Origin of the sequence: Bradyrhizobium sp. AZCC 1719, from assembly GCF_036924525.1 — a bacterium.
Taxonomy (GTDB): domain Bacteria; phylum Pseudomonadota; class Alphaproteobacteria; order Rhizobiales; family Xanthobacteraceae; genus Bradyrhizobium.
This window is the reverse complement of record NZ_JAZHRU010000001.1, coordinates 4,979,814-4,995,106: the sequence shown is the minus strand read 5'-3', so window position 1 is coordinate 4,995,106 and position 15,293 is coordinate 4,979,814. Positions and strand designations below refer to the sequence as shown.

Sequence of the window (15,293 nt, the reverse complement as noted above, 5' to 3'; positions counted from 1 at the left end):
TTCCATCAGAACCGATCGTCCGCTACCCGAGCCGCCAGCCGACCTCTTCCGTAAGGCTCTTGTAGAACTCCGGCGTATAGGCCTTTTCCGGCGCCTGCCGCACCCGCTCGTCGAGCTTGTGGGCGTCATCGCCAACGAGGATCCGCCAGCGATCGGCCTTGACGCCGTCGAGGATGATCTTTGCCGCGGCCGCCGCCGTCGTCGGCGCCTCGTCGCGGAAGGAGCGCGCGCGATCGAGCGCGATCTTCTGGATGTCGTCGTCCGACATTGGCGCGGTATCGACGCCCATGCCGTTCAAGCGCTGCCGCGTCGCCAGAATTTCATTCGGGCTCAGTTCTTCGGATTCCGATCCGCTCTGAATCTTGCGCGAATTCGAAACGATCGAGGTGCCGATATGTCCGGGCATCACGACGGAGCATTTGATGTGCGGAGCATTGAGCCTCAGATCTGTCATCAACGCTTCCGTAAATCCCTTCACCGCGAACTTGGCGGCGCTGTAGGCGGTGTGCGGGGCGCCGGGACCGACCGACGCCCAGAACCCGTTGACGCTCGATGTGTTGATGATGTGGGCTTCCTCGGCCTTGATCATAAGCGGCAGAAAAGTGCGGACGCCGAGATAGACGCCGCCCCAGCAGATGTTGAAGGTGCGCTCCCACTGCTCGCGCGTGTTGGTGAACAGGCTGCCGCCGCCGCCGATGCCGGCATTGTTGAACAGCAGATGGATCTTGTCGGTTGCCTGCTGTTCGATCAGCTCGTCGCGGAAACGCTGCAGATGCGCCTCGATCGAGACGTCGGCGACATGGGTGGTGACGCGCAGGCCCTGCGGCAGGTTTTCCGCCTCGCAGAGCCGCTTGGTCTCGGCCATCGCTTCCGGCGAGACGTCGCACATCGCGACATTGCAGCCTTCGGCCACGAGCTGACGCGCGAGCTCGCGGCCCATGCCCGTGCCGCCCCCGGTGATCACGGCGAACTTTCCGGCAAAATCCTTCATTGAGACGCTTACCTCGGTTTTCAATTTTTGATTGGGGCCCTCATGGAGTGGAGCCCGCGCGGATCGACAGTAACAGGTGGGAGCTGCCGGTAAAGCCGTCCGCGAGATGGGCGGCTCGATTGTCTAACAGGCGTTTTCGCGCAGCGGAATTTACTCCGCCGCCTCGCGCGAGCCGCCGAGCGCGCCCAATCCCTCCAGCGCCTTGCGGATCGCGGCCTGCTGCGGGGGCGATGCTTCCGGCATCGGCGCGCGGGAGAATGTCGTCGGCAGCCCCTGCAACGACTGCGCATAGCGCGTGCATGCCGGCAGATTGTCCGAGACGATCGCGTTCCACAGCGTCAGCAATTTCTTGTGCAGCTCGAGCGCGCGAGTGTGGTTGCCTGCCTTGACCACATTCCAGAGTTCGACGGAAGCATGCGGCGCGGCGCTCAGGATCGCCGCGATCGAACCATGCGCGCCGAGCGTATAGGACGGATACATCAGCGCGTCGACCGCGCTGTAGATCAGTTTGTCCGGCGCCATCATCATGAGGTCGGCAAACAGTTTCAGATCACCCGCGCTCTGCTTGACGCCGACGACGAGCGGCACCTCGTTCATGATCCGGGTCAGCAGCGCCGGCGAGAGGTACGACCACGGCACCACGTTGTAGATGATGATCGGCATACCGGTTTCATCGGCCATGCGTCGGAAATGGTCGACCATCGCCTGCTCGTCCGGCTTGAACAGGTAATGCACCGGCGTCACCTGCAGCGCTGCGACATCCATGTCGCGCACCAGTTTGCCGCGCCGGATCGCATCGCGGGTGGAATCGACGATGATGCCGGCGATCACGGGCGCGCGCGCTTTCGCAGCCTCCACCGTCGCCGCCACCAGGTCACGATACTCCTCGTGATCGAGCGTATGCCCCTCACCCGTCGAGCCGCCGGCCGCCATGCCGTGGCTGCCGGCCGCGATCAGCCAGTCGACCTGCGATGCAACGAGTTTGAAATCGATCTCGCCGTCTTTCCGGAACGGCGTCGTCATCGGCGGTATCACGCCTGTGGGGCGTATTGTCATCGGCCTGCCCTCGCGGTTTCCATCCGTTGCATGCGGGCGTATTCCCCGCTTTCGCAAAACCAAACGTACCCAAGGATGGAACTGCGATCCAGTTGCGGAATTGGCACGGCAGAGTAGCAGAAACGCCGCGTCTAGCGCTTGCGCGTCTCGACCCGCGAACCACATCCCGCGTTCCCGGCGGTCGGCCGGTTGGGACAAGCCTATCGAATGTCGGAGCAGCGCTTCCAACGTCGGCGTCGACGGTCAAATCGGCGACAACGCATTGCGAGCCCATGCAGGGCGCGCTTCACACATTATGGGCTAATCGTCTCGGGTGTCAGCGCTTGCAGATGTCGCGGGTTGCTTGCTCGCCGCGCATGACCTGCATTATTTCGGCCGGTGCAAAACTGCCGAAATCGGCACCCACGAGCGTACCGTAGCGACGGTGGTTCTTGAGCATGAGCAACAAGCGGTCGCTGACATTTTCGATGTCGCGTGCGTCGCTGGCTGATATCGCCGGCTTGCCCGCGGAAGCGCCGGTTTGCTTCGCGTGGGCAAAGAACCTCGTGGTGGCTTCTACTGCCGCTGCGCGGTTATCGGCGTCGCAGAGTTCGCGATCGTCCTGCGCATAAATGCAGCCCGCCAACTCTCCCCATTTGATAGCCACAGAAACTGTCCGGTATTCGGATCTCGAATCTTCTGGCTTGCCAGCCAAGGTGGAAATGTTCGCCTGCATGGTGCCGGCCTTCAGGATGAAATATGCAGCACTTGGCTCCATCTTCATCGCGTCCGGACCGACGTCCACTACGCGGAAAATGCAGCGCCGCACGACCGGCGCGACCTCCGGCCGGCCGAGGCGATTGGCGTCGGCGAACAACGAAACACTGGGCCCTACCGAAACGAAGCTTGACATCGCACTCGATACTTTCGGGGCCCAGATCCACCCGCCGACCGCGAGGAAGCCGCCAACGAAAGCCAGGATGAGGGTGAGCGCCTGACGCAGCATTTTTCAAGCTCCTCCGCTAGGCCCTGGGGCAATTGTCGGTCGTGCCGGTGTACCGATCGAGCATCGGCTTCATTGCCGCCGGGACTGTCCAGCCGAAATCAGCCTTGATGAGGCGGCCATTGCTGGTGTCCTGCATCAGGGCCGCATTGATCGCCCGGTTGCGAGGACTGTCCCAGAGATTCCTGACCGTGGACATCTCGGATTCGCCATATCGCTTGGCGATATTCATCATGTCATCGAACTTCGCGAAATAGCGGTTGATGTAGTCGACGATGTAGGCGCGATTGTTCCGCTCGCAGATGGCGTTCGGATGGGTGACGAGGTAGCAGTTCAGCGCTGCCGTCATCTCTTTCGCGCTCGTGAGATCTCGCCAGTCGACACGATGTTCAGTGGTCGTCAGCTTTGGCAGCAGCTCATCGCGCTCGGGGCTTTCAAGTGCGGGATAACAGGTTTCGCGAATCTTGGCCTGTTTCCATTCGCCCATGCGTTGTCCGCCCGGCAGGTAGTCTCCGGTGTGGCCAAGGACGAAATAGTTGATCAGGTTGATGCCCAGAAAAATGCCGCCCAAAACAAAGACCGCACGCATCAGGAAATTCATTGCTTAACGCCCCGCAATGGTTGTGTCCGGGTATCCATAACACCCAGAGTATGTCGGGACGTTAATCGCGGATCGATGCGTGGGATGGGGTTAAGGCGAAGTTACCGACGCGGCGGGCGCCTTTGCAGCTCAGCTTCAACTCGAGCCGGGAATGAGGCCAAAGGGTGCGACTTCCGCGCTTGTTGAACCTCCAGCCTCCGCCAACGACCTACTGACCAGAGGCAGTCAATCCAGAGGAGACCGCCGTGATCCACTGGCGCGATACCATGGTCGATAGACCGGAGACGGACGGCGCGGCTTACCTGACCGGCTGGACCATCAGCGGAGCGGCCATTCTCGGAACCGTCCTTGCCGTCTGGCTTTTCGGGATCTAGCTGCGCTCCCGCTCTCGTGCCTTGCGCCGGGCGCTGATCGCAGCTAATGGAACGGCATCGGAGCGTGGCGCAGCCCGGTTAGCGCACTAGTCTGGGAGACTAGGGGTCGGAGGTTCAAATCCTCTCGCTCCGACCATCATTTCTTCGATTTTTGAGCCCGCCCGCTCAGCCGTCCTTCATTGCATTGTCCAGCAATTGCTTGCAGGCGATCAGGTCCTGCAGCACCCGCTCCAGGCGCTCGCGGTCGGCGTCCGACGGCCCCGGCTTGGTCCTCGCAAACGGCAGCAAAATGCCGTCGTCGTCGGTGTCGACGAAGCGGTAGTCGATTTCCTTCTCTTCAGTCTCGTAATCCTCGTCGTCGGCTGCGACGGTCGGGATCTCGCCCTCATCGGGCTCCTGCAGGCTGAGGCCGATCGCTTCTTCGACCGCGCCGAAGGTAACCGCCGAGGTCTGGTCGGCAAGGCCCTGCACCGATTTGATGCCGTGCTCTTTGAGGATCCGCTGCACGCCGCGGATGGTATAGCCCTCGCCATACAGCAGACGGCGGATGCCCTTTAGCAGATCAACATCGTCCGGGCGGTAGTAACGCCGCCCGCCGCTGCGCTTCATCGGCTTGATCTGGGCGAACCGCGTCTCCCAAAACCGCAGCACATGCTGGGGAATGTCGAGTTCTTCAGCGACTTCGCTGATGGTGCGAAACGCATCCGGCGCCTTGTCCAAGTGCCAGCTCCTCTCAACTTATTTCGTTGGTGAAGACGCGGTACTCGCCTTGCTACGCGGCCGTATTACTCGATCTCGATAGTCGGTCTTGGTAATCAGTCTTCTTAGTCGGGCTTGCTTTCGCCGTTGCCGGGCGCGTGTCCATTGATCCGCTGTTTCAGAATAGCGGATGGTTTGAACACCATCACACGACGCGGCGAGATCGGCACTTCAGTACCGGTCTTCGGATTACGTCCGATACGCTGACCCTTCTTGCGCACCATGAAGGAGCCGAACGACGACAGTTTCACCGTCTCGCCCTTCTCCAGGCAATCGGTAATTTCTTTCAGAACGAGCTCGACAAATGCTGAAGATTCCGTCCGCGACAGGCCCACCTTCTGGTAGACCGCCTCGCACAAATCGACGCGTGTGACTGTTTTTCCGGTCCCGGTCATCGCCTGCCCCGCACTCTCGGCGAACAAAATTTATTCCCTGAAATTATGAGGTTAGCACGCAATGGTCAACAGCGACCATCATGCAGAAGCATGGAACCGCACTACAATTTTAAACAGCATTTTTGCGCCGCGTCTACCAACGCACCAGGGCGGAACCCCAGGTGAAGCCGCCGCCCATGGCCTCGAACAGCACCAGATCGCCCTTCTTTACCCGTCCATCCTTGACGGCAACCACAAGCGCCAGCGGGATCGACGCAGCCGACGTGTTGCCGTGCAAATCGACGGTCAGCACCACCTTCTGCGGCGCAATATGAAGCTTATGCGCCGAAGCATCGATGATTCGCTTGTTGGCCTGATGCGGGATGAACCAGTCGATGTCCTCGGCCGTCGCGCCGGTCGCATTGAAGGCATCCACGATGACGTCCGTGATCATGCCGACCGCGTGCTTGAACACTTCGCGACCCTCCATCCGGAGATGGCCGACGGTCTGCGTCGTGGACGGGCCACCGTCCACGAAGAGCTTCGACTGATGCCGGCCGTCCGAGCGCAGATGGGTCGTGAGCACGCCGCGATCGGAAGGCAAACCCGGCTGGTCCTGCGCTTCCAATACGACCGCGCCGGCGCCGTCGCCGAACAGCACGCAGGTGCCGCGGTCGTTCCAGTCGAGAATGCGCGAGAACGTCTCCGCACCGATCACCAGCGCGCGCTTGTAGGCGCCGGAGCGCAGGAAATTGTCGGCGGTGGCGAGCGCGAAGACGAAGCCGGAGCACACCGCCTGCAGATCGAAGGCGGCGCCATGATGGATACCGAGCCCGTTCTGGACTGCAACCGCGGTGGCCGGAAAGGTGTTGTCCGGCGTCGAGGTCGCGAGCACGATCAGGTCGATTGCCTGGGCGTCGAGACCGGCATGTTCCAGCGCCGCGCGCGCGGCGTTGATCGCCAAGTGCGAGGTGAACTCGCCTTCGGCCGCGATGTGGCGCTCCCGAATGCCGGTACGCTGCACGATCCACTCGTCCGAGGTATCGATTCGGGCCGCCAGTTCGGCATTGGTCAGCACCTTCTGCGGCAGGTAAGAGCCGCAGCCCAGCACCACCGAACGTTTCGCAGTCACGAGACAGCCTCCTGCGCGGTCGGTGCCAGCGCACTGCCGTCGCTATTCATCATCTGATTGATCTTGGTGAGGAGATCGCAGCGGACCATCTCATAGCCAACATCGACCGCGTAGGCAAAGCCTTCGGCGCTGATTCCGCCATGGCTTTTGACAACCACGCCTTTCAGGCCGAGCAAAACACCGCCATTGGATTTGTTCGGGTCGAGCTTGTCCCGCAACGCCTTGAACGCGCTGCGGGCGAACAGGTAACCGATTCGGGACAGCCAACTGCTCGTCATGGCCTGGCGCAGGAAGTCCGCCATCTGGCGCGCGGTTCCCTCCGCGGCCTTCAACGCGATGTTGCCGCTAAAGCCTTCCGACACGATCACATCGGCCGCACCCTGGCCGATCCCGTCGCCCTCGACGAAGCCGATATAATTGAGCTGCGACGCGCGCAGCAGCTCCGCCGCTTCGCGGATCTCCTCATGGCCCTTGATCTCCTCGACCCCGATGTTGAGGAGGCCGACAGTCGGCCGTTCCCGGTTCAACAGCACGCTCGCCATTGCGCTGCCCATCACCGCCAGCGCGACGAGATGGTGCGCATCGCCGCCGATCGTGGCGCCGAGGTCGAGCACGACGGAATCGCCGCGCGCCGTCGGCCACACGCCGGCAATGGCTGGACGATCGATCCCTTGCATGGTGTGCAGATGAAAACGCGCCATCGCCATCAGCGCGCCGGTATTGCCCGCGGAGACCGCGACGTCGGCCTCCTTTCTCTTCACCGCATCGATCGCAAGCCACATCGACGACGTCTTGCGGCCGCGACGCAGCGCCTGGCTCGGCTTGTCGTGCATGCTCACAGTGACGTCGGTGTGGATCACGCGCGACGCCTTTTGCAGCGCCGGGTACTTGGCGAGTTGTTCGTCGATCTGCTTGCTGTCGCCGTAGAGCAGGAATTCGCTGTCGGGATGCCGCTTCAAAGAAATTGCAGCGCCGGGAATGACGACCGATGCGCCGACATCGCCACCCATGGCGTCAAGCGCGATGCGAACCTTTTGCGGCATGAACGTCCCGGAAACCTGATCTCTTGGCGGCCCTCGTAGAGGCCGGCGGCGCACTGGAATGGCACCGTTAGGCGGTGCTCGGCGAAACGCGATACCGCACCTCCGCCGGGCGGCGACAATAGCGTGTCCCCCGCCCGACACAACCTCTTGACCACCGTCTTTTGGCAAAAGCCAAGCGGTGTGGCCCGAAACCGAGAATAAGAAATATATTCAGATAATTCAATGCCTTATTTGGGAATCCTGGTGAGATACCGCAGCTACCTCAAACCGAATGCGGCCTCATGGACCACTTTAGCCGCCGGCTACTTGCCTTTGGGCTTCCTGGTGCCGGATTTCTTCGGTGCCGCCTTCAACGCCTTGAGCGCCGCGAACGGGTGATCCTCGGGATCGGCGGCTTCAACCATCGGCTCAAATACGGCGCCGGGTTTACGCGGATATGGATCGACCGCCAGATACAAGGCGTCGGTGGCGACCCTGCCGAGATCGATCATGCCGTTCTCGATCGGCTCCGGCGGGTCGGGCGTCTCCTCGTCGCTCTCCTCGGCCTCATCGACCAGCGCGGCCATTTGCGGGACCTGCTCGGGCGGGGCGAATATCAGATCGATCGGCTCGTCGATGTCGTTCTCGATCTCTTCCAGCGTCACCACGCAGGTCTGCCCGATCCGCGCCTGCACATGGCCGGCCACGTGGAAGCGGCCGCCGCTCTGCGGCGTCACGTCGAAGGAAGCCTGCGCCGATAGCACCTCGCGCAAGCCGCCCGTGTCGGCCACGGCTTTGCGAATGGCCTGATCGGCCTCGATGTCGCGATGCAGGCCCGTCTCGGGGATCTGCGCCACCGCAACGGGAACACGCCACGGGTCGGGCTTCTCTGTGCCAGTTTTGCTCATTGCTGCACGCCTGCTTTCTCCGGCGAGGGAAACTTGCCCCGGCCGCTCACCAGCGTCGCCTCGTCGAGGCTGTCCAGGCCCGCCATTGCCGCCTCGGCGTAGGCGGCCAACAGTCGGGCCTTCTCGATGTTCTCGCCATTTAGGATATTCTTGCACATCGCCTGCGCCAGCGCCTCGCGGCCCTCGGTCAGCGCCAGGTCATAGGCCGCGGTCCGACCATAGAAGGCTTCGCCGAAGGCCTGCATGCGCTTCGGCACCGTGAGGTCTCCGACCCCCATCTCGCGCAGATTATCATCCATATCGTTGCAAAAATGGTCGAATAGCCCCTGCGATAGCGTCGTGCCGCCCTCCACCGACTTCAGCCGTCGCAGGACCAGCCACAAGTGCAGGAGAAGCAGGTCAAAACGGCCGTTAACCGTGTCCGGAACCCCAAAGTCCCGATAAAACAACGGTTCTCGCGCCTGCGTCACGATCATGCCATAGATGGCCTCGATGGTGCCGCGCAGCGGCGTCCGGGGTTTCCTGAAGTGATTGAACGGCCAAAGCATTGTGGGTTCCGCAAGCGAGCCCTCCAGATTCTTTGCCCGGAGCCCGCGCATGTTGCAATCAAGCGTGCTGCCCGGTACGTCAACGCACCGCGCTATGCAAGAGGACGGGCGAATTCCTGAGATGACCGAAATGAGCCACCTGAGCGCCCGCGTGTCCTCGCTGCGCCGCCTGACCGCGCGCCGGCGCGGTTTTCGTGCCGCCGCAGCCGTCGCACTGGTCTGCGCTGCGCTCGCCGGATGCACCGGCGAGCAGTTCCAGAAGGGCTACATCCTGCCGCCCAACGCGCTGGAGCAGATTCCGATCGGCGCCAGCCAGGATCAGGTGCTGATCGTGATGGGAACGCCATCGACGGTCGCGACCTTGAATGGTGAGGTGTTTTATTACATCTCGCAGCGCTCCGAGCGCAAAGTCGCCTTCATGAATCAGCAGGTCGTGGACCAGCGCGTGATCGCGATCTATTTCGACAAGAACCGCCAGGTGACGCGGCTCGCCAATTACGGATTGCAGGACGGCAAGATCTTCGACTTCATCAGCCGCACCACGCCAACGTCCGGCCAGGAACTCAGCTACCTGACGCCGCTGTTCAAGCTACTCAGCTTTAACTAGCGCCCGGTCAGTTCTGATTCACTCTGTTCCGTGGCGCGGAAATCATGCGCCAAGTCGCCCGCTTGCTCTCTGCATGCGCGCTGCCTACGCTTTCCTGCAAACAATGATTCAGCAGGGAGCGAACTTGTGACGATTAAAGCTATTTCTCGACGCCGCGTTTTGACCGGAGCTGCAGCCGTTTCGGCGGCGGCAATCTTGCCGCGCTCAAGCTTCGGCTCCGACTGGCGCCCGACCGAGACCGTGCGTCTCATTGTGCCAGCGGCAGCCGGCGGCAGCACCGACGTGATGGGACGGCTGTTGGCCGCACATCTGCAGACCGCCTGGGGCCAGTCCGCGGTCGTGGAAAACCGCTCCGGCGGCGGCGGCACCATCGGCACCGCCGAAGTCGTGCGGGGCAAGGCGGACGGCCATGTCATCCTGGTCGGTAATCCCGGTCCGAATGCGATTGCCTACAGCATCTTCCGCAACATGACCTACAAGGCCGACCAGTTGCAGCCGGTCAGCAACATGATCCGGATTCCGAATATCGTGTCGGCGCATCCGTCGACCGGCATCAAGTCGATCCCCGACCTGATCGCCTACATCAAGGCCAACCCGGACAAGCTCACCTATGCCTCCTCAGGCGTAGGCCAGAGCCCTCACCTCACCGGTGCCTGGTTCCTGCAGCTCACCGGATTGAAGATGGTGCACGTCCCGTTCCGCGGCGCAGGCCCCGCGCTGCAGGCGGCGCTGGCCGGCGATATCCAGATCCTGTTCGACAATCTCTACCCGACGCTGCCGCAGACCGAGGAAGGCAAACTCACCGCGCTCGCTGTCACCACGCCCGAGCGCAGCGCACTCGCCCCGAACGTTCCGACCATGCGCGAAAGCGCGCCGGAGCTTTCGAAGTTCGACGTCTCCTCCTGGTTCGGCATCTTCCTGCCGAAGGCCACGCCCGCTCCCGCCGTTGAAGCGCTCAACAAGGAGATCAAGGCGATGCTGGCGCGGGATGACGTCAAGAAGACGATCGGGAAGATGGGCGCGACCGCCGACTGGGGAACGCCGCAGCAGTTCTCCGATTTCGTGCAGGCCGAGACGGCGAAATTCGGCGAGATCATCAAGCGCGAAGGCCTGCAGATGGATGTGAATTAAAGTCCTGTCCCGGACGCGGTGCAGCGCGCTTCGCGCTGCTCCGCAGAGCCGGGATCCACGCTTTCTACCACAGCGATGCCCCCGGATCAGCAGCACCCCGGGAAACTCCGGTTGAGCTATCCGAAAGACAAGACCCCCGCGGCTTTTACCGCGGGGTTCTTTTCGATCAGCTTGTCGCCGCTCAGTGCGTCAGGATCGCCAGCAGCCACTCACGGCACACGTGCGTCCATCTCCGGCCGCATCACCACGCTCTCCCGGGCAGTCGCCTCGCTGCGCGATCCCACGAAGACCGACGGCGAGGCAGCGCGATTAACCGCAACGTGCAGGACGCCCGCCGGAATATAGATGTAGTCACCGGGGTGTACCTTTTCGCAGTGCTGTAGCTGGTCGCCGGTCCAGATCTCCAGCTCGTCCCCGCTCATCATGTAAAGCGCCGTCTCATGGTGCTCGTGGACATGGGCTTTGGTGCGTCGGCCGGCCGGCAGCGTAATGATGCCGAGCCAGATCATTTTCGAGCCGACAGTCTCCGCGCTGATTCCCGGCTGATAGTCGGAGCCCTGCTCGGCGCGGTAGCCTTTGCTCCCCTTGACGACAAAGCCCTTCCCCCCACCGCCCGATTCCACGCCGTGCCGTTCCCGTACGATCATGTTGCTCATTGCCGTCTCTCCGGTTCGGATTGTCTTACCCAACATGCGCAAGATCACTTGTCTGGACGGCCGGAGTCTCAAAGATTGATCCGAAAAATTCCAAATTCTTCCAAAGCTCGGTAAGCTCGCCGCATGCCCCGTGAGCCCTTCACTTTTGGCCCGTTCATGCTTGATATGGATCGCGGAATGCTCTCGCGGGACGGCCGGCGCGTCGTGGTTGGCCAAAAAGGCCTACTGCTGTTGCGCGCTTTCCTGGAGTCGCCCGGCAGAATCCTCGACAAATCGAGCCTGATGGACGTCGCTTGGCCCGGCCTGGCCGTGGAGGAAAGCAATCTCTCTGTCCAAATCGCGGCGCTGCGCAAGCTGCTCGGCACCGCCGATGACGGCGCCGAGTGGATCACGACCATTCCACGTGTCGGCTACCGGTTCGCCGGGCCGGTCGCTCCTCGAGCGCAGACCGCCACACCAGAGCATACCGAAAGAGATACGCAGTCGCGCCCCTCTATCGCGGTTCTGCCCTTCGGCATCATTGGCGAAGCTGACAAGGAGTATCTCGCCGATGGACTGACCGAAGATATCATCACAGCGCTGTCCCGGTTTCGCTGGTTCCGGGTCATCGGGCGGAGTTCTGCCTTCTTCTTCAAGGGTAAACAGATGGACGCGCTGCAAGCCGCTCGCGAGCTTGGCGCGCGTTATGTGCTACAGGGAAGCGTTCGGCAATCCGCGCTGAGGCTGCGCGTTACGGCGCAATTCATCGACACCAGCGACGGCAGCAATGTATGGGCAGAGCGGTACGATCTTGAGATGGCTGATGTCTTTGCGATCCAGGACGAGATCGCCGAGCGGGTCGCGGGTGCGATCGAGCCCGAGCTTCTCAAGACAGAATCCCATCTTGCAGCGTTGCGTCATACCGGCAATATGACAGCCTGGGATCTCGTGCGTCAGGGAACGTGGCATTTTCACAAGGTCACCCGCGAGGGCCATCTGGCTGCGCGGACGCTATTTCGTCGCGCATGCGCAATCGATCCGGATCTGCCGGAATCGCACATCTGGCTTGGGCGCGTCAGCGCCGGGATAATCGCCTACGGCTGGAGCGATACGCCCGTCGTGGACAGCAAGGAGGGCGTGGATGCCGCGGCGCATGCAATCACCCTCGATCCGAGAGACCCCTACGCGCACTATGCCTTCGCCATCGCGAACGCTTACAACAGCGCACCGCTCGTAGCCGTATCGGCGGCCGAGAAGGCGATCGCATTGAGCTCAAGCTTCGCGTTAGGGCATCTGATTCTCGGCCTGGCCCGCTTGTTCGCGGGTCTGGCGCGAGAGGCAATCGAACCGCTTGAACATGGCCTGACGCTAAATCCGAACGATCCCCAGAACCTCGCTTGGTACAATCTGCTTGCCCATGCTCAGCTTCTCGCCGGAGACGCCGAGAGCGCACTTGCGACCGCAAACAAAGCGCTCGCTATTCGCCCGACATTCCGTCCGACATTTGAAACGCTCACATGCTGCCACATCGCACTTGGCAACCTGGACGACGCACGCCAATGCGCAAGCCGTATGAACGAGCTGAGAGAGCCTCAGAGTCATTTCCTCGCACCGCTAAAGCAGTTGCATCCAGAATGGGACGAACGGATATCGCAATTGCTAGATTAGGCTCGGGCATGAAAAAACCCCGCGGCTCGCACCGCGGGGTTTTCGTTTTGATCAGCTTGTCGCCGGCTCAGTGCGCCAGGATCGCCAGCAGCAACAACGCCACGATGTTGGTGATCTTGATCATCGGGTTGACCGCGGGACCCGCCGTATCCTTGTAGGGATCGCCGACGGTGTCACCGGTCACGGCGGCCTTGTGGGCGTCCGATCCCTTGCCGCCGAAGTGCCCATCCTCGATGTACTTCTTGGCGTTGTCCCAGGCGCCACCGCCCGAGGTCATCGAGATCGCGACGAACAGGCCGGTCACGATCACGCCGAGCAGCATGGCGCCGACGGCGGAGAACGCCGCCGACTTGCCGGCCGCGCCGCCACCCGCGATCGCGTAGATCGCGAAGTAGACGAAGATCGGCGACAGCACCGGCAGCAGCGACGGAATGATCATTTCCTTGATCGCCGCTTTCGTCAGCAAGTCGACGGCCTTGCCGTAGTCCGGCTTGTCGGTGCCCTGCATGATGCCGGGCTTTTCGCGGAACTGGCGCCGCACTTCCTCGACGATCGCGCCGGCCGCACGCCCGACCGCGGTCATGCCCATCGCGCCGAACAGGTACGGCAGCAGGCCGCCGAACAGCAGACCGACCACGACATAGGGATTGTTGAGCGAGAAGTCGGGCAGCACACCCTGGAAGTACGGATGCTTCGGAGCGTTGGCGATGAAGAACTTGAGGTCTTCATTGTAGGCCGCGAACAGCACCAGCGCGCCGAGACCGGCCGAGCCGATCGCGTAGCCCTTGGTGACCGCCTTGGTGGTGTTGCCGACCGCATCCAGCGCGTCGGTAGACTTGCGGACCTCCTTCGGAAGGCCCGCCATTTCGGCAATGCCGCCGGCGTTGTCTGTAACCGGACCGAAAGCGTCGAGGGCCACGATCATGCCGGCCAGCGCAAGCATGGTGGTGGTCGCAATTGCGATGCCGAACAGGCCGGCAAGGCTGTAGGTGATGAGAATGCCGGCGATGATGACGATGGCGGGCATCGCCGTCGCTTCCATCGAGATCGCCAGCCCCTGGATCACGTTGGTGCCGTGGCCCGTGACCGAGGACGACGCGATCGACTTCACCGGGCGATAATCGGTACCGGTATAGTATTCGGTGATCCAGATGATCAGGCCGGTGACGGCGAGACCGACGACGCCGCATTGGAACAGCGCCATGCCCGTGTACTTCACGCCCGCCAGCTCGCCGAAACCGATCAGCCAGTGGATGACGGCAGCGACGCCGAGCAGCGACAGCACGCCGGTCGCGATCAGGCCCTTGTACAAGGCCCCCATGATCGACTGGCTGGCGCCGAGCTTGACGAAGAAGGTGCCGATGATCGAGGTGATGATGCAGATGCCGCCGATGGCGAGCGGCAGGGTCATCATGTTCACCAGCAGCGGCGAGGTCGCGAAGAAGATCGCGGCGAGCACCATGGTGGCGACCGCGGTCACCGCATAGGTCTCGAACAGGTCGGCCGCCATGCCGGCGCAGTCGCCGACGTTGTCGCCGACGTTGTCGGCGATGGTCGCCGGGTTGCGCGGATCGTCTTCAGGGATTCCGGCTTCCACCTTGCCGACGAGGTCGCCGCCGACGTCGGCGCCCTTGGTGAAGATGCCGCCGCCGAGACGAGCGAAGATCGAGATCAGCGAGGCGCCGAAGCCGAGCGCCACCAGCGCGTCGACGACGACGCGATCGTTGGCCTTCAGCCCCATGAACTGGGTGAGATAAGCGAAGTAGATGGTGACGCCGAGCAGCGCGAGGCCCGCCACCAGAAGACCGGTGATCGCACCCGCCTTGAAGGCCAGTTCGAGGCCGCCGGCCAGCGAAGTGGTCGCCGCCTGGGCGGTGCGCACGTTGGCGCGAACCGAGACGTTCATGCCGATGAAGCCGGCGGCACCCGACAGCACCGCGCCGATCAGGAAGCCGATCGCAACCAGCATGCCGAGGAAGTAGGCCAGCAGCGCGAAGATCACGACGCCGACCATGGCGATCGTCATGTATTGGCGGCGCAGATAGGCCTGCGCGCCTTCGGCGACAGCCGCCGCGATTTCCTGCATGCGCGGATTGCCGGCGTCCGATTTCAGAACGGAAGACGTAGCCCAGATGGCGTAGACAATCGAAAGCGCTCCGCAGAGCACAATCACCCACAATGCTGTCATTGAATTTGCCTCAGTTTTTTGTTCGTTCCACCCCCGCGCCGTCACCGCAGTTGCGGCGGACGCACAAAAAGGAGGCCTTCCCTGCCCAGAAGGGCGGCCTCAAATCGGGCGGGACCATGCCAAAATCGTCCCTCCGGCGCAATGTCACGGAGGGCGAAAACCGTCGATTTTTGAAAGGTGTCACCCGGAATACGTCCAGCCAACTGGCGTCCCGGGGGCATCGGGTATTCGGCCCGGCCAAAATACAAGAGCCCGCTCAACCCCGGGAGGGATCGAGCGGGCTCACGAGCCATTCCAGTACATCCGTGAAACGACCG

The 15,293-nt window shown here is 62.4% G+C and carries 16 protein-coding genes and 1 tRNA gene; 5 read left to right on the top strand and 12 right to left on the bottom strand.

Translation table 11 applies throughout. From position 1 onward, the window contains the following. Positions 1-22: 22 nt before the first annotated feature. The 4 genes from V1292_RS23430 to V1292_RS23415 form a co-directional block, all read right to left on the bottom strand. Positions 23-991, bottom strand: coding sequence for an SDR family oxidoreductase (locus V1292_RS23430; RefSeq protein ID WP_334375008.1), 969 nt, complete (start codon positions 989-991; stop codon positions 23-25). Positions 992-1,141: 150 nt separating this feature from the next. Then, the gene (locus tag V1292_RS23425; protein WP_334375007.1) at positions 1,142-2,047 is read right to left on the bottom strand and encodes a dihydrodipicolinate synthase family protein; all 906 of its coding nucleotides are present in this window, start codon (positions 2,045-2,047) and stop codon (positions 1,142-1,144) included. Between the two features lie 316 nt (positions 2,048-2,363). Beyond that, complete coding sequence (locus V1292_RS23420; RefSeq protein ID WP_334375006.1) at positions 2,364-3,032, bottom strand: hypothetical protein; 669 nt, start codon at positions 3,030-3,032, stop codon at positions 2,364-2,366. 16 nt (positions 3,033-3,048) lie between these two features. After that, positions 3,049-3,618 carry a hypothetical protein gene (locus tag V1292_RS23415; RefSeq protein WP_334375005.1) on the bottom strand — a complete coding sequence of 190 codons (570 nt, stop codon included), beginning with the start codon at positions 3,616-3,618 and terminating at the stop codon, positions 3,049-3,051. Positions 3,619-3,875: 257 nt separating this feature from the next. Between V1292_RS23415 and V1292_RS23410 the strand changes: the two genes are divergently transcribed. Both V1292_RS23410 and V1292_RS23405 read left to right on the top strand, forming a co-directional pair. Continuing rightward, a complete protein-coding gene (locus tag V1292_RS23410) occupies positions 3,876-4,004 on the top strand; it encodes a hypothetical protein (RefSeq protein WP_334375004.1) in 129 nt (42 codons plus the stop codon). A 58-nt stretch (positions 4,005-4,062) separates the two neighbouring features. After that, positions 4,063-4,140, top strand: a tRNA-Pro gene (locus V1292_RS23405). Between the two features lie 29 nt (positions 4,141-4,169). On the opposite strand, the gene V1292_RS23400 is transcribed toward V1292_RS23405, so the two are convergent. From V1292_RS23400 to V1292_RS23375, 6 genes are all read right to left on the bottom strand, one after another. Continuing rightward, complete coding sequence (locus V1292_RS23400) at positions 4,170-4,724, bottom strand: MerR family transcriptional regulator (RefSeq protein WP_334375003.1); 555 nt, start codon at positions 4,722-4,724, stop codon at positions 4,170-4,172. A gap of 104 nt (positions 4,725-4,828) precedes the next feature. Then, positions 4,829-5,158 (bottom strand): integration host factor subunit alpha, encoded by a 330-nt coding sequence (locus tag V1292_RS23395; RefSeq protein ID WP_065732788.1) that lies wholly within the window; start codon positions 5,156-5,158, stop codon positions 4,829-4,831. A 133-nt stretch (positions 5,159-5,291) separates the two neighbouring features. Then, entirely contained in the window at positions 5,292-6,269 is a 978-nt protein-coding gene (locus V1292_RS23390) for a beta-ketoacyl-ACP synthase III (protein WP_334375002.1), read from the bottom strand. Continuing rightward, a complete protein-coding gene (plsX, locus tag V1292_RS23385) occupies positions 6,266-7,312 on the bottom strand; it encodes a phosphate acyltransferase PlsX (protein ID WP_334375001.1) in 1,047 nt (348 codons plus the stop codon). The genes V1292_RS23390 and plsX overlap by 4 nt, the downstream gene beginning before the upstream one ends. 302 nt (positions 7,313-7,614) lie before the next feature. Next, a complete protein-coding gene (locus V1292_RS23380; RefSeq protein ID WP_334375000.1) occupies positions 7,615-8,199 on the bottom strand; it encodes a YceD family protein in 585 nt (194 codons plus the stop codon). Next, complete coding sequence (locus V1292_RS23375) at positions 8,196-8,747, bottom strand: ubiquinol-cytochrome C chaperone family protein (RefSeq protein WP_334374999.1); 552 nt, start codon at positions 8,745-8,747, stop codon at positions 8,196-8,198. The genes V1292_RS23380 and V1292_RS23375 overlap by 4 nt, the downstream gene beginning before the upstream one ends. Before the next feature lie 130 nt (positions 8,748-8,877). Between V1292_RS23375 and V1292_RS23370 the strand changes: the two genes are divergently transcribed. Together V1292_RS23370 and V1292_RS23365 are read left to right on the top strand one after the other, a co-directional pair. Beyond that, positions 8,878-9,354 (top strand): outer membrane protein assembly factor BamE, encoded by a 477-nt coding sequence (locus V1292_RS23370; protein ID WP_442895558.1) that lies wholly within the window; start codon positions 8,878-8,880, stop codon positions 9,352-9,354. Positions 9,355-9,480: 126 nt separating this feature from the next. After that, the gene (locus V1292_RS23365) at positions 9,481-10,485 is read left to right on the top strand and encodes a Bug family tripartite tricarboxylate transporter substrate binding protein (RefSeq protein WP_334374998.1); all 1,005 of its coding nucleotides are present in this window, start codon (positions 9,481-9,483) and stop codon (positions 10,483-10,485) included. Positions 10,486-10,694: 209 nt separating this feature from the next. Here V1292_RS23365 and V1292_RS23360 read toward each other — a convergent pair whose 3' ends face one another. Beyond that, positions 10,695-11,132: a cupin domain-containing protein gene (locus V1292_RS23360; RefSeq protein ID WP_334377140.1), complete on the bottom strand. Its 438-nt coding sequence runs from the start codon at positions 11,130-11,132 to the stop codon at positions 10,695-10,697. Positions 11,133-11,264: 132 nt separating this feature from the next. Here V1292_RS23360 and V1292_RS23355 point away from each other — a divergent pair, with 132 nt between their 5' ends. Continuing rightward, positions 11,265-12,788, top strand: a complete 1,524-nt coding sequence (locus tag V1292_RS23355; RefSeq protein ID WP_334374997.1) for a winged helix-turn-helix domain-containing tetratricopeptide repeat protein — start codon at positions 11,265-11,267, stop codon at positions 12,786-12,788. Between the two features lie 67 nt (positions 12,789-12,855). Here the strand turns inward: V1292_RS23355 and V1292_RS23350 are convergent, their stop codons facing one another. Beyond that, positions 12,856-14,976 (bottom strand): sodium-translocating pyrophosphatase, encoded by a 2,121-nt coding sequence (locus V1292_RS23350; RefSeq protein WP_334374996.1) that lies wholly within the window; start codon positions 14,974-14,976, stop codon positions 12,856-12,858. Positions 14,977-15,293 lie beyond the last annotated feature (317 nt).

Bases quoted from the DNA above. Each gene is read 5' to 3' on its own strand.
- V1292_RS23415 (WP_334375005.1), bottom strand. From the start codon at position 3,618: ATGCGTGCGGTCTTTGTTTTGGGCGGCATTTTTCTGGGCATCAACCTG.
- V1292_RS23380 (WP_334375000.1), bottom strand. From the start codon at position 8,199: ATGAGCAAAACTGGCACAGAGAAGCCCGACCCGTGGCGTGTTCCCGTT.
- V1292_RS23355 (WP_334374997.1), top strand. From the start codon at position 11,265: ATGCCCCGTGAGCCCTTCACTTTTGGCCCGTTCATGCTTGATATGGAT.
- V1292_RS23430 (WP_334375008.1), bottom strand. From the start codon at position 991: ATGAAGGATTTTGCCGGAAAGTTCGCCGTGATCACCGGGGGCGGCACG.
- V1292_RS23360 (WP_334377140.1), bottom strand. From the start codon at position 11,132: ATGATCGTACGGGAACGGCACGGCGTGGAATCGGGCGGTGGGGGGAAG.
- V1292_RS23420 (WP_334375006.1), bottom strand. From the start codon at position 3,032: ATGCTGCGTCAGGCGCTCACCCTCATCCTGGCTTTCGTTGGCGGCTTC.
- V1292_RS23425 (WP_334375007.1), bottom strand. From the start codon at position 2,047: ATGACAATACGCCCCACAGGCGTGATACCGCCGATGACGACGCCGTTC.
- V1292_RS23375 (WP_334374999.1), bottom strand. From the start codon at position 8,747: ATGCTTTGGCCGTTCAATCACTTCAGGAAACCCCGGACGCCGCTGCGC.
- V1292_RS23370 (WP_442895558.1), top strand. From the start codon at position 8,878: ATGAGCCACCTGAGCGCCCGCGTGTCCTCGCTGCGCCGCCTGACCGCG.
- plsX (WP_334375001.1), bottom strand. From the start codon at position 7,312: ATGCCGCAAAAGGTTCGCATCGCGCTTGACGCCATGGGTGGCGATGTC.
- V1292_RS23395 (WP_065732788.1), bottom strand. From the start codon at position 5,158: ATGACCGGGACCGGAAAAACAGTCACACGCGTCGATTTGTGCGAGGCG.
- V1292_RS23350 (WP_334374996.1), bottom strand. From the start codon at position 14,976: ATGACAGCATTGTGGGTGATTGTGCTCTGCGGAGCGCTTTCGATTGTC.